Source organism: Streptococcus halichoeri, from assembly GCF_019774635.1.
Classification (GTDB): Bacteria; Bacillota; Bacilli; order Lactobacillales; family Streptococcaceae; genus Streptococcus; species Streptococcus halichoeri.
Genome location: NZ_CP081502.1, coordinates 732,284 through 754,388, shown reverse-complemented (window position 1 = coordinate 754,388; position 22,105 = coordinate 732,284). Strand labels below are relative to the sequence as shown.

General features: G+C 44.7%; 14 protein-coding genes and 2 pseudogenes. 2 read left to right on the top strand and 14 right to left on the bottom strand.

The features are described 5' to 3' along the window. Positions 1–26: 26 nt before the first annotated feature. A complete protein-coding gene (locus K5J94_RS03705; protein WP_221913561.1) occupies positions 27–1,415 on the bottom strand; it encodes a Cof-type HAD-IIB family hydrolase in 1,389 nt (462 codons plus the stop codon). 68 nt (positions 1,416–1,483) lie between these two features. On the opposite strand from K5J94_RS03705, the gene K5J94_RS03700 reads away from it, so the two are divergent. Then, positions 1,484–2,446 carry an asparaginase gene (locus K5J94_RS03700; protein WP_159560283.1) on the top strand — a complete coding sequence of 321 codons (963 nt, stop codon included), beginning with the start codon at positions 1,484–1,486 and terminating at the stop codon, positions 2,444–2,446. Positions 2,447–2,727: 281 nt separating this feature from the next. Here the strand turns inward: K5J94_RS03700 and K5J94_RS03695 are convergent, their stop codons facing one another. From K5J94_RS03695 to K5J94_RS03665, 7 genes and pseudogenes are all read right to left on the bottom strand, one after another. Beyond that, positions 2,728–3,639 carry an aldo/keto reductase gene (locus tag K5J94_RS03695; RefSeq protein ID WP_201447698.1) on the bottom strand — a complete coding sequence of 304 codons (912 nt, stop codon included), beginning with the start codon at positions 3,637–3,639 and terminating at the stop codon, positions 2,728–2,730. An 89-nt stretch (positions 3,640–3,728) separates the two neighbouring features. Continuing rightward, positions 3,729–5,744, bottom strand: a complete 2,016-nt coding sequence (gene recG, locus K5J94_RS03690) for an ATP-dependent DNA helicase RecG (RefSeq protein WP_221913558.1) — start codon at positions 5,742–5,744, stop codon at positions 3,729–3,731. Between the two features lie 201 nt (positions 5,745–5,945). Beyond that, positions 5,946–7,052, bottom strand: a complete 1,107-nt coding sequence (gene alr, locus K5J94_RS03685; RefSeq protein ID WP_221913556.1) for an alanine racemase — start codon at positions 7,050–7,052, stop codon at positions 5,946–5,948. A gap of 2 nt (positions 7,053–7,054) precedes the next feature. Then, positions 7,055–7,411: a holo-ACP synthase gene (acpS, locus tag K5J94_RS03680; protein ID WP_159547703.1), complete on the bottom strand. Its 357-nt coding sequence runs from the start codon at positions 7,409–7,411 to the stop codon at positions 7,055–7,057. A 105-nt stretch (positions 7,412–7,516) separates the two neighbouring features. Continuing rightward, positions 7,517–10,041, bottom strand: a pseudogene (gene secA / locus K5J94_RS03675) (preprotein translocase subunit SecA). A gap of 126 nt (positions 10,042–10,167) precedes the next feature. Further along, a complete protein-coding gene (gene manA / locus K5J94_RS03670; protein ID WP_221913555.1) occupies positions 10,168–11,121 on the bottom strand; it encodes a mannose-6-phosphate isomerase, class I in 954 nt (317 codons plus the stop codon). 384 nt (positions 11,122–11,505) lie between these two features. Then, positions 11,506–14,067 carry an EndoS/ChiA family endoglycosidase gene (locus tag K5J94_RS03665; RefSeq protein ID WP_221913553.1) on the bottom strand — a complete coding sequence of 854 codons (2,562 nt, stop codon included), beginning with the start codon at positions 14,065–14,067 and terminating at the stop codon, positions 11,506–11,508. Between the two features lie 536 nt (positions 14,068–14,603). Here K5J94_RS03665 and K5J94_RS03660 point away from each other — a divergent pair. Next, positions 14,604–15,416, top strand: a pseudogene (locus K5J94_RS03660) (sucrose-6-phosphate hydrolase); the annotation flags it as partial. 232 nt (positions 15,417–15,648) lie between these two features. Here the strand turns inward: K5J94_RS03660 and nusB are convergent. The 6 genes from nusB to uvrA all read right to left on the bottom strand — a co-directional run bounded on the left by nusB (position 15,649) and on the right by uvrA (position 21,853). Next, a complete protein-coding gene (gene nusB, locus K5J94_RS03655; protein ID WP_159564875.1) occupies positions 15,649–16,128 on the bottom strand; it encodes a transcription antitermination factor NusB in 480 nt (159 codons plus the stop codon). Then, positions 16,121–16,510, bottom strand: a complete 390-nt coding sequence (locus tag K5J94_RS03650; RefSeq protein ID WP_159545442.1) for an Asp23/Gls24 family envelope stress response protein — start codon at positions 16,508–16,510, stop codon at positions 16,121–16,123. Before K5J94_RS03650 ends, nusB begins: the two co-directional genes overlap by 8 nt. Positions 16,511–16,557: 47 nt before the next feature. Next, a complete protein-coding gene (efp, locus tag K5J94_RS03645; protein WP_159545440.1) occupies positions 16,558–17,118 on the bottom strand; it encodes an elongation factor P in 561 nt (186 codons plus the stop codon). A 233-nt stretch (positions 17,119–17,351) separates the two neighbouring features. Then, positions 17,352–17,816 carry a deoxycytidylate deaminase gene (locus tag K5J94_RS03640; RefSeq protein WP_159547695.1) on the bottom strand — a complete coding sequence of 155 codons (465 nt, stop codon included), beginning with the start codon at positions 17,814–17,816 and terminating at the stop codon, positions 17,352–17,354. 11 nt (positions 17,817–17,827) lie between these two features. Next, positions 17,828–18,901, bottom strand: coding sequence for a M24 family metallopeptidase (locus tag K5J94_RS03635; protein WP_159564873.1), 1,074 nt, complete (start codon positions 18,899–18,901; stop codon positions 17,828–17,830). A 120-nt stretch (positions 18,902–19,021) separates the two neighbouring features. Continuing rightward, a complete protein-coding gene (gene uvrA / locus K5J94_RS03630) occupies positions 19,022–21,853 on the bottom strand; it encodes an excinuclease ABC subunit UvrA (RefSeq protein ID WP_221913551.1) in 2,832 nt (943 codons plus the stop codon). Between the last annotated feature and the right edge of the window lie 252 nt (positions 21,854–22,105).

The window sequence follows — 22,105 nt, the reverse complement described above, 5'->3', positions numbered from 1 at the left end:
TTCTTTTTCATTTTGAGGCAGATTGTTTATTTTTTGACCCGCTGCAAGGATTTTTGCAGTTGCTTGTCCAATTCTTTTTTGATGGCTGCTTCTGGGGCATACCGTTCTTGCCAGTAATCTGGCTTAAGGATTTTATGGGTCACAGGATTATAGTGAGCCTTGCCATCTGGAAATAATTTTCCCATATTGGCTTCATGCACCGTTTCAAAAATAGGCTGAGGATCGACCCCCATCAAAACAAAAGAACCATAGGTAAAATACAAGAGATCGACCAAGGCATCCACCTGGCCAACCATTGGTGATTCGGCATGCTCAGTCGATTGGACCTTGATGGCTGCTTGATCAATGGCCGAGTGTAGATCCATCAACGCTTGGGTAAAGGTGTTTTTGTCACCTTGGCTAGCTGCAAATAAAAACTCGACAATCTCTTCAACCTTAAAGCCTGCACGATGACCTGCAGCTGCTAGAGTGTAGCCTCTTGGTGTTTCGACGGTATCGCCATCCATAACGCGGTGAAAGTCCTTGACCTTATTAAAATTCTCATCACGGCTCTTAAAGCTCTTTTCAACATCCAGATGAATGAGGCCATAGTGGGCCAGGGCTTGGGAAATACCGTCATTATTATTAGAGGCGGTAATAAAATGAGCCCCTTCTTTGACTGCCACATCCGAATTGCCCATGGCTACTCCAACGCCGACCCCTGATAACATCTCAAGGTCATTATCAGAGTCGCCAAAAGCCATCACCTCAGATAAGTCAAAACCAAACATCTGTCCCAACCGCTCAATCCCTTTGACTTTTGATTGGCCAACCGAAATCATATCAATCGAATAAGGGCTACTGCGGGTGATTTTAATATGGGGGAATTTTTCAGTAATCTCCTTGGTCTCCTCAGCAGAAGCAACCATGACAATCTGGTAAATGGGCTTACGCATGATGGTTACTAAGTTGTTGAAACTTTGGGGTTTAATGCGCCGGATTAAATGTTTAAAACTACTTTCAACCGTACGCACCATTTTTTTAGGCACAATGCTTGAAATAAGCTGTCCAAAAGGGCTGGTCCCCATATCAATGATCCGTGAGCCAGACAAGCCTGATGCGGTTCCTAAAGAAACCTCCTTTTTGACATCACTAGCATAGCGGATAATTTTATAAATCAACGACTTGGGCAACTGATTTTGATAGAGGATTTTATCTCGCGTTAGGATATATTGACCATTATAAGTGACCGCAAAATCCAAACCAAGATTCTCTAAAAAAGGTTGCACAAAAGCCGGTCCACGACTAGTGGCTAAGCCAACCATGATCCCTTGCTTTTTTAAACTTTGAATGGCTTGTTGTGTTGTTTTTTGGACGTTTTTGCGATCATTTAAGAGTGTTCCGTCAATATCAAAAAAGACTGCTTTAATTGTCAAAACCTTTTTTACTCTCTTCTATTATGATAAAATAGATTATAACACAAAACATTTGGAGTATGTAGTAGATGACGAAAATTCTGGTCCTTCATACGGGAGGAACAATTTCCATGCAAGCTGAGCCGGGCGGCTATATCACTCCCAGCCAGATCAATCCCATGAGTCAAGTCGGCTTAGAGCTAGATGATATTCAACTCAATGTGATTGATTTCCTTAATCTTCCTAGCCCTCATATCACACCAAAGCACATGTTGGCTTTATACCACAAAATCAAAGCACTGGGACCCCAACATGACGGGGTGGTGATTACCCATGGGACAGATACCTTAGAAGAGACAGCCTATTTTCTAGACACAATGGCCCTGCCAGACATTCCCATCGTCATGACTGGGGCAATGCGCAGTGCTAACGAGATCGGTAGCGACGGCATCCACAATTACCTAACGGCTATCCGCGTTGCTTGCCACGAAAAAGCCAAAGGCAAGGGCGTCTTAGTGGTGATGAATGACGAGATTCATGCCGCCAAATATGTCACCAAAACCCATACGACTAACATTTCAACCTTTCAAACCCCAACCCATGGCCCACTTGGCATTATCATGAAACAGGATTTACTGTTTTTTACCAATGCTGAGCCGCGCGTACGCTTTGATCTACAGGCTATCAGCGGTACGGTGCCCATTATCAAGGCTTATGCCGGTATGGGTGATGGGAGTATTTTGAGTTTTTTATCGGCAGATAGCATTCAAGGTCTCGTCATTGAAGCCTTAGGAGCTGGCAATATTCCTCCAACAGCGGTGGCTGAACTGGAAAAATTAATGCACTCAGGTGTGCCAGTTGTGCTGGTTTCACGTTGTTTTAATGGCATCGCTGAGCCCGTCTATGACTATCTAGGTGGTGGGGTTAACCTGCAAAAAGCCGGGGTCATGTTTGTCAAAGAACTAAATGCCCAAAAGGCACGCTTAAAACTGCTCATCGCTCTCAACGCTGGGCTCAGTGGTGATGCGCTCAAAGCATACATCGAGGGCTAAGCCAGAGTTTGCTCAGTAGAGGGCTTGCCCATTTCTATAACACAAAGGATTTACCATTAAGCATACACACAAGAAAAGCTGATTACTTTTCTTGTGAACTTGACTTTGATTTCCCCTATAAGCGTTTATTAATATGAAGCCAAAAAGCTAGGAAGCGTGAGACTGCCTAGCTTTTTGGCTTATTTAGACTTACGACTGGCATTTCCGTCATAAATGCAAAGGTTAGAGAGCGTATCTGTAAAGGCTCGCAAGCAAAGACTGCTCACAACCTCTATGGTTTTCTAGGGTAACTGGTTGCCAGCGCTAGTGTAGATTTTATACCATTCTTGTCGGCTTAAGCGCACCTCACTAGCTTGAGCAATCCTGTGTAACCGCTCTGGATTCATTGAGCCAACAATAACTTGCATGTTTGCTGGATGGCGAAGCAGCCAGGCTGTTACAATTGCCTCATCACTAACCCCATAGTTTTTTGCTAAATCATGGATGGTAGCATTTAACTCATCATAATCAGGGTTGCCCATAAAGAGACCCTTTTGTAAATCAATCTGAAACGGTGACCAGGCCTGGATGGTTATCTGCTTATAGCGACAATAATCAATTACGCCATTGTCACGATCAACAGCTGCCTGGTTACGCATATTAACATTTAGGGCGGCATCAAACATAGGCGTATGAGCTGGTGACAGTTGCATTTGATTAACAGCCAAGGGGTTGGTCAGGTAATGCTCCAACAACTGCATCTGCATTGGGTTTTGATTGCTGACACCAAAGTGGCGAACTTTGCCACTTTCTTTTAGCCGATCAAAAGCTTCTGCAACCTCTTCTGGTTGGATCAAAATATCAGGCCGGTGGAGAAGTAAGACATCAAGATAATCCGTCTTTAAGCGTTGCAAAATACCATCAACCGAAGCTATTAGGTAGTCTTTGGAAAAATCAAAGTAGCCTTGACGGATACCGCATTTTGATTGCACAATCATCTGATCCCGCGGCAAGCCTAGAGCCTTATAAGCCTGCTGGAAGCGACGCTCAGATTCCCCATCACCATAAATATCAGCATGGTCAAACATGTTAATCCCCAGGTCCCAGGCGGTAGCAAGCGTTTGTTGCGCCTCTTGTACCTCTAAGGCATTCATCCGCATGCACCCCAAAACAATAGCTGATCCTTTAAGGCCGGTCCGGCCGATTTCTTGCATTTTCACTCTCTTCTCCTTAGGCATCTTATAGTTTGGCCTTAAGTATATCATGTTTTAGAGGGCTTACTTCCAAATTTGCTTCTTGGTTTTTAATCCAAGACATGCTCTGTAGTCAATTCCTTTACAAGGCTTTGCCACTGAGGGTCTTTTTGCCAATTAGGATCTGCGACAATCTGACTGGCAACTCGTCTAGCTTCTTCTAGGATGGGATAGTCCTCAACAATATCGGCACTTTTAAACTCTGGTAAGCCCGATTGTTTGGTGCCAAAAATCTCCCCTGACCCGCGCATCTTCAGATCAGCTTGGGCTAAAGCAAAGCCATCGGTAGTTTGGGTCATCAGTGTCATCCGTTCTTTACCCGACTCGGTTTTGGGGTTGGCAACTAAGACGGCATAGGATTGTTTTTCCCCTCGTCCGACACGGCCGCGTAGCTGATGCAGCTGACTGAGGCCAAAGCGATCGGCATCCATAATGATAATGATGGTGGCATTAGGCACATTGACTCCGACTTCAATGACGGTTGTAGAGACCAAGACATCAATTTCATGATTTTTGAAGGCTTGCATGATGTGGTCTTTTTCATCATTTTTCATTTTTCCATGCATCAGGGCAATACGTGCCCGATCTTGGAAGTAGTCCTTTAATTCTGCTTCTAAAGCCACGGCATTCTTCAAATCCAAAGCTTCGGATTCTTCAATCAAAGGTGAGATGACATAGACCTGCGCTCCTGTGGTGATTTTCCCAGCCACCCAGTCTAACACTGTCTCTAGCTGTTGGTGCTTGACCCAGCGCGTGATGATGGGCTTACGTCCGGCGGGGAGCTGGTCAATCACTGAGACGTCCATTTCTCCATAGGCGGTGATGGCTAGGGTCCGTGGGATGGGGGTGGCCGTCATCATCAAAACATCGGGATTTTCCCCTTTTTCACGGAAAATACGGCGTTGCTTCACCCCAAAACGGTGCTGCTCGTCTGTGATCACTAGACCCAAGCGGCGGTAGGTAAGGCCTTCTTGGATTAAAGCATGCGTACCAACAATCATCGCCACCTCGCCAGAGCTGATGGCTGCCTGGGCTGCCCGCTTTTCTCCAGCTTTCATGCCAGACGTCACTATAGCGATTGATAGCTCAGGAAAGAGCTGATGCAGGCTTTCATAGTGCTGCTCAGCCAGAATCTCAGTTGGCACCATCAAGGCTGATTGAAAACCAGCCGTATAGGCAGCGTACATGGCTAAGCTAGCAATGACTGTCTTGCCTGATCCGACATCACCTTGTAACAGGCGATTCATATGAGCTGCCGAGCTCAAATCAGCCAGAATTTCCGCCAGGCTGTTTTGCTGGGCGGGGGTTAGGGTAAATGGCAGAGCAGCAAGCTTGTCCTGCAGGGCGATCGGGTCATAAGAGAGCTGCAGCCCATTACTCTGGTCCTTTTGTGATGCTTTTAAAAGCTGTAGTCTCATTTGAAAATAAAAGAGTTCTTCAAATTTAATTCGCCGTAGCGCCTGCTGATAGTCCTGTAGATCTTTAGGAAAATGCATGGCGCTAATAGCTGCCTGTCGGGGGAGCAAACGGTAGCGTTGCAGCAAAACAGCTGGTAGATTTTCTGTCAGCTGACTCAGGGCATCCGTTGCAAAAGCAGCTTTAATGGCCTTGATCAAAGCCTGCTGGCTAACTCCTTGGATGACATGGTAAACAGGTTGCAACTCTTCTTCTACGGCAAGCAGGAGTTTTAAGCCAGTCAAGGCTGTTTTTCGTTGGTCCCACTTGCCAAAGACCGCAATGTCTTGATTGAGTGCTACCTTGTCTTGTAAATAAGGCTGGTTAAAAAAGCTAACCGCAATGACGAGCTCACCTTGTTTGAGTTTAAAGGTTAGTCGGTTGCGCTTAAAACCATAGTATTGGACATTTGGTGGGGTCACAACTGTCCCTGTAATGACCGCTTTTTCCCCATCTTGCAAATCAAAAATCGACTTATTTTGAAAATCCTCATAGCGAAAAGGAAAGTAGAGCAAAAGGTCTTCCACCGTCGTTAACCCTAATTGCTGAAATTTTTGAGCTGACTTAGGTCCAATACCCTTGAGCTCTGCGATGGGTGATTGTAAGCGCATCAAGCTGATTCCTTTCTATAAGAAAAAGAGGGGCACACGAAAATGCAACTAAAGCAATGAGCCGGTTGCGCCACCTCCATAAAATCTGGTCGATTAATCACTAGTAGAAAATTCTTAAGCAACTTCACGTAAAGAAAAGACGGGCAAAAGGCAAAAGAGCTGACTTCACCAAGCCTTAAGAAGTTCAGCCCATAGTCTTTACTAATCTGCATAGCATCTGGGAACGCGATCGCTCAACAGGCAAAGCACTTCATAATTAATCGTCTCTTTTTTGTCAGCCACATCGGTGGTAGAAATAGACCTTACACCACTCTCACCAATCAAGACAACGCGACTGCCTAAAGGATAGGCTTTGGGTAATCTGATAGTGGTCTGATCCATGGAAATGCGCCCGATGATTTCACAGGCCTGCCCATCAAGCAAGACATAAAAGCCTTGTAAATCCCGTGTCCAGCCATCAGCATAGCCAATAGGTAGCGTTCCAACATATTCTGGCGCTTTGGCAGTATAGGTCGCTCCATAGCCTACCTTAGCACCAGCTGGAATTTGCTTAACATGAACCAGCTGGGTCTCGAGACTAAGTGCTGGTTTTAAGTGATAAGGTAAAGGCAAGGCATGACCGCTGGGATTCAAGCCATACATCCCAATTCCTAAGCGAATCGCATTAAAGATCGTCTCACTATGCCACAGGCTGGTGGCTGAGTTGCTCGCATGAACTAAGGCTGGTTTGCGCTGCAAATGACTCACCAAGTCAGTAAAAAAGGCTAACTGTTCTTCAAACTGGTGCGTATCAGCTTCATCTGCAGTGGCAAAATGAGTAAAGATACCTTCCACTTGCGCACCGTAAGCTTGTAGACTCGCGATGAGGTCATCTGCTTCAGCCAAGCTTCGCACACCAATCCGGCCCATCCCTGAATCCACTTTAACATGGACACGCAGGCCCTCTATAAGCGCATTTTCGTGCTGAGCCAGCTCAAGCCATTCCTTACTAGCAATGGTTAGGGTAATCTGATGAGCTAGGGCAAGGGGGATTGCCTCAGGCAAGACCACTCCTAGCACTAAAATGTCTTGTTCAAGCCCGGCCTTACGCAATTCTAACCCTTCGTCTAGATTAGACACACAAAAGCCATCAACCAGCGGGGCAATTGCTTTAGCAACGGCAACAGCGCCGTGACCGTAGGCATTGGCCTTAACCACCGCATAAGTCTTTGTCGCTGTTGGTATATGGGCTTGAACGGCTTTGATATTGGATCGAATCGCTGCTAAGTCAATCTTAGCAACCGTTGGACGGTGTGTGCTTGCATACATGCTTAATTATCCTCCAAAATAACACTTGCTTGGACATAATTGCCGCTATGTGAAATGCTGACAAAACTCTTGCCAGAAAAAGGGGAGCGGGTAATGATGGGCGAGCCCTTATCAGTCATTAAAATATCAATATCTAAAAAACCAACACTCTTTCCGATCCCGGTTCCTAGTGCCTTAGAAAATGCTTCCTTAGCTGCCCAGCGGCCAGCCAAGAAAGTTAGCTGGCGTTTGGCACTCAAACGTTGGTAGTAGCTAAGCTCTGCCTCTGTCAAGACCTTGTCAACAAAGCGAGGATGTCTGGTGACGGCTGCTTCAATGGCACTGATTTCTTGAAGATCGATTCCATGTCCTATAATCATCTTTTTTCGCGTCTGTCTTTGTCTTTCTAATTTCTTTTCCTAAAAGGGGAAAAGCTGAGACAATCCTCAGCTTCCCTTATCCTCTAGTCTAGCTCGCTTTCTGGTTTAAAAAACTTGTCTGCCGTGGCAGTTTTTAAATTTCTTTCCTGAGCCACATGGGCACAGGTCATTACGCTTGACACCAGAAAAATCAAGGGAGCCATTCGCCCTAGAAGCATTTTGGGCTTGTATGTTGCGGGTTGCGGTGGTCGTAGCATGCTGGCTAGCGCGTTCGCGTTCTTGCTCATGAATTTGCGCTTTCATCATGGTTCGGGTGACGTCAAATTCGATGGCGCCAATCATATCCTGGAACATCTTAAATCCTTCTGATTGATACTCAACCACAGGGTTGTTTTGCGCATAGCCACGCAAGCCGACAGAATTGCGCAATTGATCAAGCGCATCAATATGTTCTGTCCACTTATTGTCCACAATCATCAAGATTAGGACTTTTTGGAATTCTAAAATGGCATCTTGGTCGTGTAACTTGGCAACTTGGGACTCATAGATGCGTAAAGCACGATCATAGAGATAGTCTTTGATTTGCTCGTCTTTTAAATTTCGCAAATCTTTAACAGCGATGGTTTCTTCAGGGACAATTGTTGTCCGAGCAAATGTCACGATGGCTTCAAGCGCGTCCTTACGATTGCTACGGGCGTGGGCATCAACAGCCCGGTCAATAGTTCGGCCAATCATAGCTTTAATTTCTGGACCTAGATCACGATTAGCTGTAATGACATCCCGCCGATTGGCATAAATGATTTCGCGTTGCTCACGCATCACATCATCATATTGCAAGACCTGTTTACGGGTGTCATAGTTATTGCCTTCGACCCGTTTTTGGGCTGATTCGACTTGGCGCGTAAACATGCCAGATTTAATCACGGTGTCTTCTTCATCAAGTTTCATGCGCTCAAGAAAGTTCTTAATCCGGTCCGAACCAAAGCGGCGCATCAAATCGTCTTCTAAGGAAAGATAGAATTGCGATTCGCCTGGGTCCCCTTGACGTCCTGAACGGCCACGCAGCTGATTATCAATCCGGCGGCTCTCATGGCGTTCCGTACCGATGACACACAGGCCACCTAATTCACGGACCCCTTCGCCCAACTTAATATCGGTTCCTCGACCAGCCATGTTGGTCGCGATCGTAACAGCACCGCGTTGACCAGCGTTCATAATGATTTGGGCTTCTTTGAAGTGGTTTTTGGCATTAAGCACTTCGTGAGGCACACCGGCACGAACCAGTTGTTGGGAAATGTAGTCGCTGGTTTCAACCGCAACGGTACCAACTAGGACAGGCTGACCTTTTTCATGGCGTCTTTTGACATCCGCAATAACGGCATTAAACTTGGATTGTAGGGTTGGGTATAGCAGATCAGTATGATCTAAACGGGCAATAGGCCGGTTGGTTGGGATAGGGATAATCCGCATATTGTAAACTTCACGGAATTCCTCTTCTTCGGTTTTAGCCGTCCCGGTCATTCCGGCTAATTTCTTATACATGCGGAACATGTTTTGGTAGGTAATAGAAGCGCTGGTCTTTGATTCTTCTTGGATGCGGACGCCTTCTTTGGCTTCAATAGCTTGGTGTAAGCCATCCGAAAAACGCCGACCTTCCATAGTCCGACCGGTAAATTGATCAACAATTAGGATTTCGCCTTCGTCACTAACCACATAATCAATATCTAAGAGCATGATGTAGTTGGCACGAAGTGCATTGTCAATAAAGTGTGTGAGGGCAACATTTTCAATATCATAGAGATTGCTTAAGCTAAAATAACTTTCGGCTTTATCAATCCCAGAATCACTTAGACCGATAGTTTTGGTTGGAACATCAATGACATAGTCGCCCTCTTCCAAGGTTTTGACAAACATGTCTGCTCGAATGTATAGTTGGTTGGTTTCTGAGCTGACTGCTCCTGAAACAATCAAAGGGGTCCTGGCTTCATCAATCAAGACAGAATCCACCTCATCAACCAAAGCAAAATTGAGAGGGCGTTGCACCATGTCCTCTTGGCGAACAACCATGTTGTCACGAAGATAGTCAAAACCGACCTCAGAGTTGGTTGAATAGGTAATATCACAATTGTATGCTTCACGTTTTTCAGCTGGAGACTTAGCTGCTAGGTTAATCCCAACAGACAAGCCTAACCAGCTGTAGACTTCACCCATTTCTGTAGCATCACGAGTTGAGAGGTATTCATTGACCGTGATAACGTGCACCCCTTCGCCTGCAATAGCATTGAGGTAAACCGGCATCGTGGCGGTTAAGGTCTTTCCTTCCCCGGTTCGCATTTCAGGAACATCACCATTATGGAGAACAATTCCCCCATAATTTGGACGCGGTAAGGATACAATCCCAGCACCCGACGGGAGGCTTCACGTACCACTGCAAAAGCTTCTGGTAATAATTGGTCTAGGGTTTCTCCGTGCTGATAACGACTTTTAAATTCTGGTGTTTTTGCTTGTAATTCTTGGTCTGTTAAAGCTTCCATATGATCTGCATAAGCTTCAACTTTTTTTGCAATCTTTTCGAGTTTTCTAATTTCGCCTTTATCATTTTCAATGACTTTGCGTAGAATATTTGCCATTCTGGTTCCTTTCGAGCATCTTATCGCTTCATTTTATCACAAATACGGCCCTAGTTCAAGAAAGGGTTCATCAACAAAAAAGAGAAAAAGAGCAGATAATTGGCCCTTTTCTCCTAAATGGTGGTCTTAAGTTTCGTGATTAGGGTGGCTGACAATCATCTCTAATTGACCTTCAAATGTCCATTTCTTGACAGTATTTGGCAAGATGAAGTGCATGCCTTTTTCAAGTGTGTAAGCTGTTTCATCTACAAACAATCGGCCTTGGCCATTTAAGACACTAACTAACAAATAAGGAGCAGATTGCGCCATTTCGGTAGTTTGGCTAATCAACCATTTATAGACGGTGAAAAATGGGTTGGCCACCAGAGTGGTCGTCACCATATGATCAAGCACTAGGGTAGCTGGAACACTATTTTCTGGCTTGCCGATGGTCAAAACGTCAATAGATTGCTCAATATGCAAATCCCTGTATTTTCCGGTTGCATCCTTACGGTCAAAATCATAGACACGGTAGGTGGTGTCACTAGATTGTTGTGTCTCTAAAATCAAAATGCCTTTGCCAATAGCGTGCATGGTCCCACTTGGCACATAGAAAAAATCACCCGCTTGAACCGGAATGCGTGTTAGCAAATCATCCCAACGCTGAGCTTGAATGAGCTGTCTGAGCTCTTCTTTAGATTGGGCATTATGACCATAGATAATTTCTGCGCCGTCTTCAGCAGCAATGATGTACCAGCATTCTGTTTTACCCAACTCCCCTTCGTGTTTAAGAGCATAAGCATCGTCAGGATGGACCTGAACACTGAGCCAGTCATTAGCATCTAAAATTTTCGTTAGCAAGGGAAAAACCTTGGATTTAGGATTGCCAAATAACTCTGGATGCTCAGCGTAAAGCTGATCCAGAGCTTCTCCTTGATAAAGACCATTGCTAACGGTGGACACCCCATTGGGATGGGCCGAGATTGCCCAGTATTCGCCGGTATGCTCACTAGGGATTGGGTAATTAAAGACATCACGAAGCTTGGTCCCACCCCAAATTTTTTCATGCATACAGGAATTTAGAAAAAGTGGTTCTGCCATTTACGTCCTCATTTCATATGTTCATTTGTTCATTGTTTTGTTTATTATAACACTTTCTGGCCCGGCTTAACAGTTTGAACCCCAAAAGATCTGCACTTAACATGTACACGTTAGCAGTAGCACTAGTACAAAAAAACTAAGCCTCCTTTAATTAGCAATACACTGCAAAAAGCTGCGAACATCCGGCCACAGCTTTTTGCCTATTATCAATAATAGCCGTAAAGAGCTCAAGGTTATTGATGATTTTTTAAGTTAGCTCTTTGCACGCCTTTTTTAGATAGAGCACTGGCTTTTTCATCAGAACAGGCAGCGCCGAGGCGAGTCCTACGCTTACTTTCAACATCCAATTGTTGCTCTCTTTACTCCTCTCACATTTCCTTGGCTTTAATTGCGATGCCCAAGGATTTGCAGTTCAGGCAATGATGGCCAACTATAAGCACCACCCTTGGTATCAACAGTCACGCGCCAATATCTTGGCGAAGGATTTTCGAGATTGTCTAGCGCTTTGCTAAAGTCATCAGCTTCTCCTGTGTAGGTTGCGACTGTCTTCCAGTTACCAGATTGCTCCAGATCCCGGTTAATGTCTGAATAATCAGATAATTTTTTCGTAAAAACCTCCAGTTTCACTTCCTTGATATAATCTTCCCTACTAGTGGTCCGATCATTGAAGAAACGAAAGGACTTGACAAAACCAGGATTTGTTAGCTCAAAGATAATGGAAGCCTGACTTTGCGTCGCGAGCAAGTTGCGTTCAATGGCGCCATCAAATACCTTGGCCGCATTGGCTGAATTGGCACTGCCTCCGATAATCTTTGCTCCTGCTGCCAAGTTAACCAGGGTGTCTTTTCCATTACCGACCATGACTTGTGCCGTGTGGACTGGAACACTTTGATTACCTGGTGCAAAGAAGGCAACCTGATACGTTTCTTCTTTGTTGGTGACTAAGGTTTTCATAGGACTAGTAGCTAACGTGGAATCACTCACTGTCACTGTATAGTTGTCATAGGAAACCTTAAAGTCTTCATATTTATAATTAGGATCAATAAAAGTTCGTCCAGCAATCTGCTCTTGCTGGTAAGTCTGATAGGCACTCTCAGAGTCAATAACCGTACCTTGGTTAGTCATGGTTTCACCTAGCAGCTTGGACTGCAAGTCAATCGTCCCACTATTTAAAGCCACTTGAAGGTCCTTGGTTTTGTGCTGATCAGGATAAAAACCCTGTGGCCTTTGCCTGTCAAACTTCGCAGCCCCAGCTGGCACTTGGTTAGAGCCAGACTTACTGTTGGCCTTAATGGTTGCTAGCATCCTATCTAGGATTGCGCGATTCCTAACCCCTGCTGCCAGATCAAGTTTATTACCTGAGATGTCTATCTTTTTTAATGCCCCTAATGTCTCTGCCTGAATGCCCTCTAAGCTTGCTAGCGAGAGCCCAGCAAGGTTTAAGACCTTGAGCCTGCTTAGGCCAGAAATAACTAAGGATGCTTGGGGAATCAGCTGCGCTTGTTCAGGGCTATTGGTGGCGGTGCTAGCTGCCACAGGGGTTATAGCCTCCTGAGTCGCTTTCATATTAGCTGGCAAGACCGCAGGATGTAACCGAGTAATGCGTGGTAGATTCACCAATTCTAACTTAGACACCCTGGTTAGCTTATTTAAGCCTTTAAGGTTCTTAATGGCTGGATCTTCTAACCGCAAGGTGCCACTAAAGCGTTCAAGATCGCCGCGCTTATTTCCTACCTGGGCACGAATGGCAGCTCGCAAAGCGTCATCAGGAAAATCAGTCGCATCAATCTGATCGTAGGACCTCTCTTTCGTCATTAGCGCTTTTAGTTTTTTAGAAACAGTATAGTCAGTATGGGAAACCGTATCTACAGAATGCTTCAAATGGTTGGCCCCAGTCCTATATCTATAGTTTGAAGGCAGATGTGCTACACCGTCACGATCAATGGCATAGGAGAAAATCCCGGCCTTTAGCCCGCCAGTCTTTGGTTGCCACTTTGCATAGGTCTTAGCACGTGTTCCTTCAATATCTTTTCCTTTTTCAGGGTTGTTTGGATCGTATTCATTGACATCAAACCATAAATTGCCCTTTGCGGCTGACTCTTCAAAGAAGGAAAAACCAATCATGAATTGACTCGCCTGGATATAATTTTGGTATTGCTTCCAATCCGCGTCAATGGCCTTAGTTTCCTTGCCACCTTGTGAGCCATAATATTGCCGAAGCAGGTAATCAAGATCTGCTGCTACTCCCTTAAATATGGGATTATGATCAACACTTAATGTGGTATCCATGATGAGCAGTTTAGACTGATCACGGCCATTTTTACCAATCAACTTTGCCATTTCTTTAAAGACCTTGATGGCACGTTCGTCTTCTTGGGCCGTTCTTTGCTTAGGATCATGCTCAACGTCAATATCTAAGCCATCCACACCACGTTCAGTCACATACTTTTGAACAAGGGCTTTGGCCAAGTCTTGATGCCCTTGTGGAGAATCCGGATAGGACTTTGATAAACCGGCGCGGCCATTTAGCTCATTGACACCAATTGTCTGAACGACAACTGTCTTTCTTTGGTGCAAGGTCGGAACATACTTATCCTTCAACTCAGACCAAAAAGGGCTATCTGGCGCGGTATGGTCATGAAAAACAAAAAGGATGTCCACTTCTTGGGGGACTTCAGCCATTGTATTTTCTAGATGATGGGTTTTGCCATCCGTGCCGGTTGAGGCTTTATCATGCCATGTTCTATAGTAACCAGCATAGAGGGGTCCACGTTTTCCTTGGCGAATCTCTTGGACCAAACTAGCACCATCCTTGGTTCCTGTATGAACGGGTTTATCCTGCGCCTCTACAGATATAAGCGAAGGATGTTGAGTCGTGAGGACAGTCCCCACCAAGCTTGTCATACAAACACCCAGTATTTTTTTAACGAACAACTGTTTATTCATTGGCAATCTCCTTACTCTTAATACCAAAATATGGCTTTTCGTCTGACACGCCACATCTGTAAGCGTCTATTCAGACTTGTTTCTAGTATAGCAGGTCTTTATTTATAAGACAAGAGAAAAATGATAGCTTGATTATTTTTTCTTAATTAAAAACTTCTTTTTATCATTTATTTGCCACTATATTAGCATGAAATAAACCAAAAAAACAGCTAAAATATACTAAATAAGTAGCGAGAAAATCACCGACAGGAGAGATCACTCACTACTTATTTAGTATATTTTTGGATAATGACACGTAAAATAGCAGAGCAAGTAAGAAAGAAAACATCCTAGCTGGCGCTAAAGCATTAGCAACCACCTGCTCAAGCAGTCAGTAGCGGCAGCATTTGTTCTTGTTTTACTCCTAAAGCCAATTCAGACTAAAGAAAGCAGGCTTTGACCAGTAGTTACCTGAGAAGAGGCTTCAACTGTAACTGCCTGATAGGCAGAGGTATTGGTCACAACAACCATAACCACGTCATCTAAGCCAGCGGCAGCAATCGCCCTGGCACTGTCATTACCATGTTAAAGCAAGTAGCGGACTCTTAAACGATCCCAATGGCTTTTCTTATTTTAACCAGCAATACCATCTTTTCTATCAAAATTGGCCCTTTGGCGCTGCGCATGGTCTCAAGCAATGGGTGCACTTGGTCTCTGATGACTTGGTTACTTTTAAAGAAACAGGCATTCGGGTGCAACCAGATCATGCTAATGACCACGAGGGAGCCTATTCTGGTTCGGCACAGGTCATTGACGAGCACCTCTTTCTTTTTTACACAGGCAATGTTCGCGACGAGGATTGGATTAGACATCCCAAGCAGGTCGGGGCTTGGCTAGATAAAGAGGGCCAGCTGACCAAGCTTGATTCCGTGCTTATTGAACAACCCAAGTCTACAACCGATCACTTTCGCGATCCACAGACCTTTTCCTATAACGATCACTATTATGCCATTATTGGTGGGCAAACTTTACAACAAGAAGGCATTATCAAACTCTACCGAGCTGTGCACAACAATGCCCTCAAGTGGGAGTATGTCGCGGATTTAGATTTTGGTAGCGATGGCAGTCCCTACATGATTGAATGCCCTAACCTGATCTTTATTGACCAGAAACCCGTTTTAATCTTTTGCCCCCAAGGTCTTGCCAAGACCACTTTGGCTTATGATAATATCTATCCCAACACTTATATCATCTTTGAGGAGTTTGAACCCAACACTGGTCGACTGAGTGGCTCACACGGCATGCAAAATTTAGATTTTGGCTTTGAGAACTATGCTACACAGGCTTTTAACAGTCCTGATGGTCGAGTCTTTCCTTCACTGTATTTCACCGTCACTGGCTTAATAAAAAAATAGCGTATGACGCTATTTCAGATTGAAGACAAAGCCTCTAGAAATTCATTTTTCTAGAGGCTTTTTAAGACCCATTGTCAACTGTAGTGGGTGACAATGCGCCAACATTTCTGTCCAAGGTGGCTGGTCTGCCATCTTCAAACGGGCTATCAGCCGGTAGGTTCGATGAGACTGTTAGGCGTCAGCCGCTTTACTCAACCGGTTGCACTGGGCTAGCGGTCTTTTCTTTATCCGACTCTTTTTCTGAAACAAATTGGCTCAATAGGCCATTGATAAATTTGGCAGAAGTCTCGTCTGAATATTTCTTGGCAATCTCGATAATCTCATTGAGGGCCACACGATCAGGTGTTTCCTCAAAGTAGAGAATTTCAAACAAACCCAAGCGAAGCATGGTTTTATCAGACAGGGTCAACCGTTCAATACTCCAGCCCTCTTTGAGATGGGCACTAATTTTTTCGTCCAATTCGCTTTGGTGACTTTTAACACCATTTACAAGGTTTAACAAGAAAATAGGAACATTCCAAGCAGGTTCTTCGTCAGTCACAGCTTTGTCATAGGCGTAAGCAAACTGCGTGGATGCGTTAAATTCTCCGCCTAGTTCCATGGTAAACAAAGCTTGAAAGGCACGTTCTCTTAAGTCGCGTCTTGAGTCCTGAAAACTACTAGTCATCCAAAAAATCCTCATCAAATAATGACTTCATATCTGGTTTTGGGGTTTTTTCTGGAACGATCCCTTCGACATGAATATTTACTGCGGCAATCTTGACCTCAGCCATATCATAAACAGCTGATTTGACTGCCTTTTGGATAGCCATGGAAACAGCCGGAACGTTGATGCCATATTGAAGAAAAACATGGATATCAGCTGTTACTGTAGCATCTTCCTCTGTATGGAGGTAGACACCCTTGCCAAGGCTAGCCTTATTGAAGCTATCTCCCATTTTTTTATTATGAAGCGAATGTACCCCTTCTACTTGTGTCGTTGCAATCCCAGTAATGACTTCAAGAACACGTGGAGAGATAACAATTTCTCCAATATTTTCACTTACCATAGCATTTCCTTTCTTATACAGAACACTTAGCAGGCCCACAAAGCGCATTAAGCACGAGAAACGTAAGAACCTTCTGCTGTATTAATGACGAGTTTTTGACCAACTTCAATGAAATCTGGAACGTTGACCACAAGACCTGTCTCAAGTGTTGCTGGTTTACCAGAACCCGTTACGGTAGCACCCTTGATAGAGGGTTGCGTTTCGGTGACTGTTAATTCAACAGTCGTTGGCACAGTGACACCAATCATTTCACTACCATAGAATTGAATTTTCACATCTGAGTTTTCTAAGATATAAAGCAATTCTTGCTCAACATTGGCTACCGGAATTTCATATTGATCGTATGTTTCGGTGTTCATAAAGTAAGCTGTGTCATCCATCTTGTATAAGTATTGAGCAGGAACAGTTTCAATAATTGCTTGCTCAAATTTTTCTTCAGGACGGTAGCTTGTGTCGAAAGTTGAACCTGTACGGACATCTCGTAATTTCATCCGCATGATCGTGTTCCCTTTCCCTGGTTTATGGTGACTTGCTTCTAGCACACGGATTAGTTTTCCATCAGCTGTTTCAAAAGTCATCCCAGCTTTAAGCTTACTTGCTTCAATCATTAGTAGTACCTCTTATTAAAATATTTATCATCTCATTTTATCAAAATAATTTGGTTCTGTCACTTCTTATTCGCATCAGGAGCCTAGTTGAGTGGTAAATGCAAGGGCTCCTTTGGCCTGTAAAAATCGCTGAGCTTACACCAAGAGCTACTAGCCTAGGCGCAAACTGATGCTAGGTTAGGAGTTTACTCACTGCCGGGCCCTAGAAGGGAACTTAGCCTTGTGAGCCAGCATCACCTAGAAGCATCAGTGGCCTCACCTAACGCAAGCGCTGGCACATCATGCTGGCAGTAAGGCACACCCTTTGCCTCCAAGAGTTCAATGGCAAAGGGATGGAGGCGGTAGGCTGTTTTATAGGTGATTTTTGTTATGCCAGCCTGCAATAAGGCTTTCGTGCAATTAATACAAGGAAAGTGCGTGACATAGAGCTCGGTGCCAGCTGTTGAAATGCCTTCTTTAGCGCATTGGATGAGGGCGTTCATTTCGGCATGGACGGTACGAATACAGTGACCATCCTCCATATAATGCCCAGCCTCATTACAGTTATCTGTATCAGAAACGCCTCCATTATAGCCCGTTGCAATAATCCGCTTGTCTTTGACCAAAACCGCTCCCACAAAGGCCCGATCACAGGTCGAGCGTTTGGAAATCAGCTCCGCATTGGCCATAAAATAGTCTTCCCAAGACAATCTATTCATCGAATCTTCCTCTACAATACAATCAATTCTTTTGGAGCTAGCGTCAAGACCTGACAACCTTCTTTTGTGATGACCAGGTCATCTTCGATGCGCACACCATAGGCCCCATCTAGATAAATGCCGGGTTCATCAGTGACGACCATGCCGGCCTGCAGCTTTTTGGCGTGGTGATTAAAAAAGGGATCTTCATGAATGTCTAAACCAATCCCATGGCCAATTCCGTGGGTAAATTGGTCCCCATAACCAGCTTGTACAATGACATCACGCGCAGCCGCATCAAATGCCCCATATGTCATCCCTGCTTGTGCCTGCTCAATCAGGCTTTGATTGGCCTTTAAAACCTGTTGATAAAGCTCTCTTTCTTGGTCCGTTACCTGACCAATGTGGATCGTTCGCGTCATATCACTCACATAGTGATTATAATAGCAACCAAAATCCAGAGTCACCGTCTCACCTGAGGCAATAACCTTGTGTGTGGCCCGGCCGTGGGGCATAGCAGAGCGATAACCAGAGGCCACAATGGTTTCAAAGGACAGGCCACTTGCTCCGTAGTCGCGCATCCGAAAATCTAAAAAATTAGCCACTTGGAGTTCAGTTGTCTGATTGGGCTTGATAAAGTCAAGCACATCTAAGAAAGCCTTGTCCGAAATAGCACAGGCCTGCCCAATCTGAGCAATCTCATAGTCATCCTTAATCAGGCGCAGCTCTTCTACAAAACCCGACTGGGCAAGCAAGGTCACACCCGTAAAAGTAGCCTGCATGGCTTGGTAAAAAGCAAATGACACCTGATCTTCAAAACCAAGGCAAGTCACCTGATCTGCTTGTAAGATCTCTGCCACAGTCTTTAGCGGTGTGCGGCTTTCGATAATATCAAAGCCCGAAATACTGGCTTTAGCCAACAAAGTGTAACGGGCATCGGTGATAAAAACCCGACGTTTAGCCGTAAGCAAGACGGTAGCCGCTGTTCCAAAAAAGCCTGTTAGGTAGTAACAGTTGGTTAAGTTAGTCACCAAAAAACCATCCAACTGACGCTTTTGCAGTTGTTCTTGGCAGTTAAGGAAACGTTTTGGAAAGTCAGGTTGCATCAGAAAACTCCTCTCGTAAAGCACTTTTCTTAAGTTTACCATGATTTAAGAACTTTTAACAGCACCCTGCAAGGAGAAAAAAGGAAGTCAAAAACTTCCTGACTTCCTCCTATATTATGGTTAGGATTCTTGTAATTTTTCCTTCAAATAATGCCCAGTATAGCTGGCCTTGACCTGAGCAATTTCTTCTGGAGTGCCCGTAGCAATCAGCTGACCACCGCCGATACCTCCTTCTGGTCCCAGGTCAATGATATGATCCGCCGACTTAATGACATCAAGGTTATGCTCAATGACAAGGACTGTATTGCCATCATCAACAAAACGCTCTAAAACGGTCAATAAACGAGCAATATCATCTGTATGCAAACCAGTTGTTGGTTCATCTAAAATATAGAGGCTCTTACCAGTGGAGCGTTTATGCAATTCGCTAGCCAATTTCATCCGCTGGGCTTCACCACCAGACAAAGTAGTGGCCGGTTGACCTAGGGTCACATAACCCAAGCCAACATCTTTGATGGTTTGAATCTTGCGGGCAATCTTAGGAATAGCAGCAAAAAACTCCAAGGCATCATCCACCGTCATGTCCAAGATTTGTGCAATGTTTTTGCCCTTGTAATGGACTTCTAGGGTTTCTGAATTGTAGCGTCTGCCATGGCACACCTCACAAGGAACATAGACATCTGGGAGAAAATGCATTTCAATTTTAATAATCCCATCGCCTGAGCACGCCTCACACCGACCACCTTTGACATTGAACGAAAAACGTCCCTTCTTATAGCCACGTATCTTGGCTTCATTGGTTTGAGCAAATAATTCGCGAATGTCATCAAACACCCCTGTATAGGTCGCGGGGTTAGAACGCGGCGTGCGGCCAATTGGACTTTGATCAATATCAATTAAACGCTCAACGTGCTCAATGCCGAGCAATGCTTTGTGTTTTCCTGGTTTGTCACTATTACGGTTGAGCTTTTGCGCCACAGCCTTTTTTAGAATGCCATTTACGAGAGTGGATTTGCCTGAACCAGACACACCCGTCACCGCAATAAACTTGCCAAGCGGAAAGCGCACATCTAAATCCTTCAAATTATGCTCACTGGCCCCTTTGATTTCGATAAAACGGCCATTGCCTGCTCGCCGCTGACTAGGAACTGAAATAGCCTTCTTACCAGATAGGTACTGACCGGTGATCGATTTTTTATTTTTGGCCACCTGCTTAGGTGTGCCAGAAGCAATAATCTCCCCGCCAAATTCACCAGCGCCAGGACCCACATCAATCAGCCAATCTGCCTGCATCATAGTATCTTCGTCATGCTCGACCACAATCAAGGTATTGCCCAGATCACGCATCTTTTTCAAGCTATCAATCAAGCGATCGTTATCTCGTTGGTGCAAACCAATAGAGGGCTCATCCAAAATATACATCACCCCTGATAAGTTCGAACCAATCTGAGTGGCCAGTCGGATCCGCTGGCTTTCACCACCTGATAAGGTCCCGGCTGAGCGTGAAAGGGTCAAGTAGTTAAGGCCGACATTGTTTAGGAAACTCAAGCGGTCGCGAATTTCTTTGATAATTGGCCGGGCAATGGTCTGTTCATTCTCAGATAAGGTCAAATCGTCAAGCACAGCCATATGATCAGCAATGGACAGCTCAGAAATCTCACCAATATTGGGCCCTGTCTGCCCACCAATCCGTACACACAGTGCTTGATCATTTAAGCGATAGCCATGACAAGTATTACAAGTTAGTTCATTCATGTAGGAGCGCATTTGATTGCGCGTGTAGTCGCTATTAGTCTCATGAAAGCGACGATTAATATTAGTGATGACGCCCTCAAAGGGAATATCAATGTCGCGCACCCCACCAACATCATTGACATAATGAAAATGAAATTCCCTGTCATTGGAGCCATACAGGATCAGAGCTTTTTCCTGGTCGGACAGTTCCTGATAAGGAGTATCCATGTCAATGCCAAAGGCCGCCATGGCCTGTTCGAGCATGGTTGGATAATAGTTGGACGAGATTGGATTCCATGGAGCTAGCGCGCCTTGACGCAGCGTCTTGGTCTGATCAGGTACCACCAAGTCCAAATCCACTTCCAGTTTAATGCCTAGACCATCACAGGTCGGACAAGAACCAAAGGGAGCATTGAAAGAAAAAAGACGCGGCTCTAATTCAGGCACCGTAAAACCACAGACCGGGCAGGAATAATGTTCGGAAAAGAGCAATTCCTCGCCATCCATCGTATCAATAATCAAGTACCCATCGCCCAACCGCAAAGCAGCTTCTACAGAGTCAAAAAGCCGACTCCTGATACCTTCTTTGTTAATGAGACGGTCCACCACCACCTCAATATTATGGAGCTTACTTTTGGATAATTCTGGGATTTCACTAATATCATAAATCGCCCCATCAATTCGCACCCGGACATAGCCATTCTTTTGAATGTTGTCAAAAACCGGCTTATGTTGGCCCTTTTTACGCCGCACCACTGGAGCCAAGATTTGCATTCGCGTGCGCTCTGGCAAAGCCAAGACCTGCTCGACAATCTGCTCAACAGATGAAGCCGTAATGGCACCATGGCCATTGATACAATAAGGTGTTCCTACACGCGCATACAAGAGCCTGAGGTAGTCATTGATTTCGGTGACGGTCCCCACCGTTGAGCGGGGATTTTTGCTGGTAGTTTTTTGGTCAATGGAGATGGCCGGGCTAAGGCCATCTATCGCATCTACATCTGGTTTTTCCATATTGCCCAAAAACTGCCGAGCATAGGCTGATAGACTCTCGACATAACGGCGCTGACCTTCAGCATAAATGGTATCAAAAGCTAAGCTAGATTTACCTGAGCCGGACAGACCGGTCACGACCACGAGTTTATCTCTTGGGATTTCAACATTAATATTTTTTAAATTATGAGCACGCGCTCCACGAATAATGAGTTTATCTTGCATAGTTTTGTGTTAGTAACACACCTTTCGAGAAAGTTTCTTCTATTATATCAGATTTAGTTGTCACATGTGATTTAGGAGCACGAAAAAGAGACAGCATCTGTCTAAATCATCTCCTCTTTGAAAAATTATATTTTATGACTATTTCTTAAATTTCCGTTGTTAAGAATATTCTAATCTTTTATTTCCTTGTCATTACAATGTTTCTAGGAACTTTCGAGTGCTTTTAGGTGCATTTTAATTTAATAGTGCTAT

Bases quoted from the DNA above. Each gene is read 5' to 3' on its own strand.
- K5J94_RS03700 (WP_159560283.1), top strand. From the start codon at position 1,484: ATGACGAAAATTCTGGTCCTTCATACGGGAGGAACAATTTCCATGCAA.
- K5J94_RS03695 (WP_201447698.1), bottom strand. From the start codon at position 3,639: ATGCAAGAAATCGGCCGGACCGGCCTTAAAGGATCAGCTATTGTTTTG.
- recG (WP_221913558.1), bottom strand. From the start codon at position 5,744: ATGCGCTTACAATCACCCATCGCAGAGCTCAAGGGTATTGGACCTAAG.
- alr (WP_221913556.1), bottom strand. From the start codon at position 7,052: ATGTATGCAAGCACACACCGTCCAACGGTTGCTAAGATTGACTTAGCA.
- acpS (WP_159547703.1), bottom strand. From the start codon at position 7,411: ATGATTATAGGACATGGAATCGATCTTCAAGAAATCAGTGCCATTGAA.
- manA (WP_221913555.1), bottom strand. From the start codon at position 11,121: ATGGCAGAACCACTTTTTCTAAATTCCTGTATGCATGAAAAAATTTGG.
- K5J94_RS03665 (WP_221913553.1), bottom strand. From the start codon at position 14,067: ATGAATAAACAGTTGTTCGTTAAAAAAATACTGGGTGTTTGTATGACA.
- nusB (WP_159564875.1), bottom strand. From the start codon at position 16,128: ATGACTAGTAGTTTTCAGGACTCAAGACGCGACTTAAGAGAACGTGCC.
- K5J94_RS03650 (WP_159545442.1), bottom strand. From the start codon at position 16,510: ATGGTAAGTGAAAATATTGGAGAAATTGTTATCTCTCCACGTGTTCTT.
- efp (WP_159545440.1), bottom strand. From the start codon at position 17,118: ATGATTGAAGCAAGTAAGCTTAAAGCTGGGATGACTTTTGAAACAGCT.
- K5J94_RS03640 (WP_159547695.1), bottom strand. From the start codon at position 17,816: ATGAATAGATTGTCTTGGGAAGACTATTTTATGGCCAATGCGGAGCTG.
- K5J94_RS03635 (WP_159564873.1), bottom strand. From the start codon at position 18,901: ATGCAACCTGACTTTCCAAAACGTTTCCTTAACTGCCAAGAACAACTG.
- uvrA (WP_221913551.1), bottom strand. From the start codon at position 21,853: ATGCAAGATAAACTCATTATTCGTGGAGCGCGTGCTCATAATTTAAAA.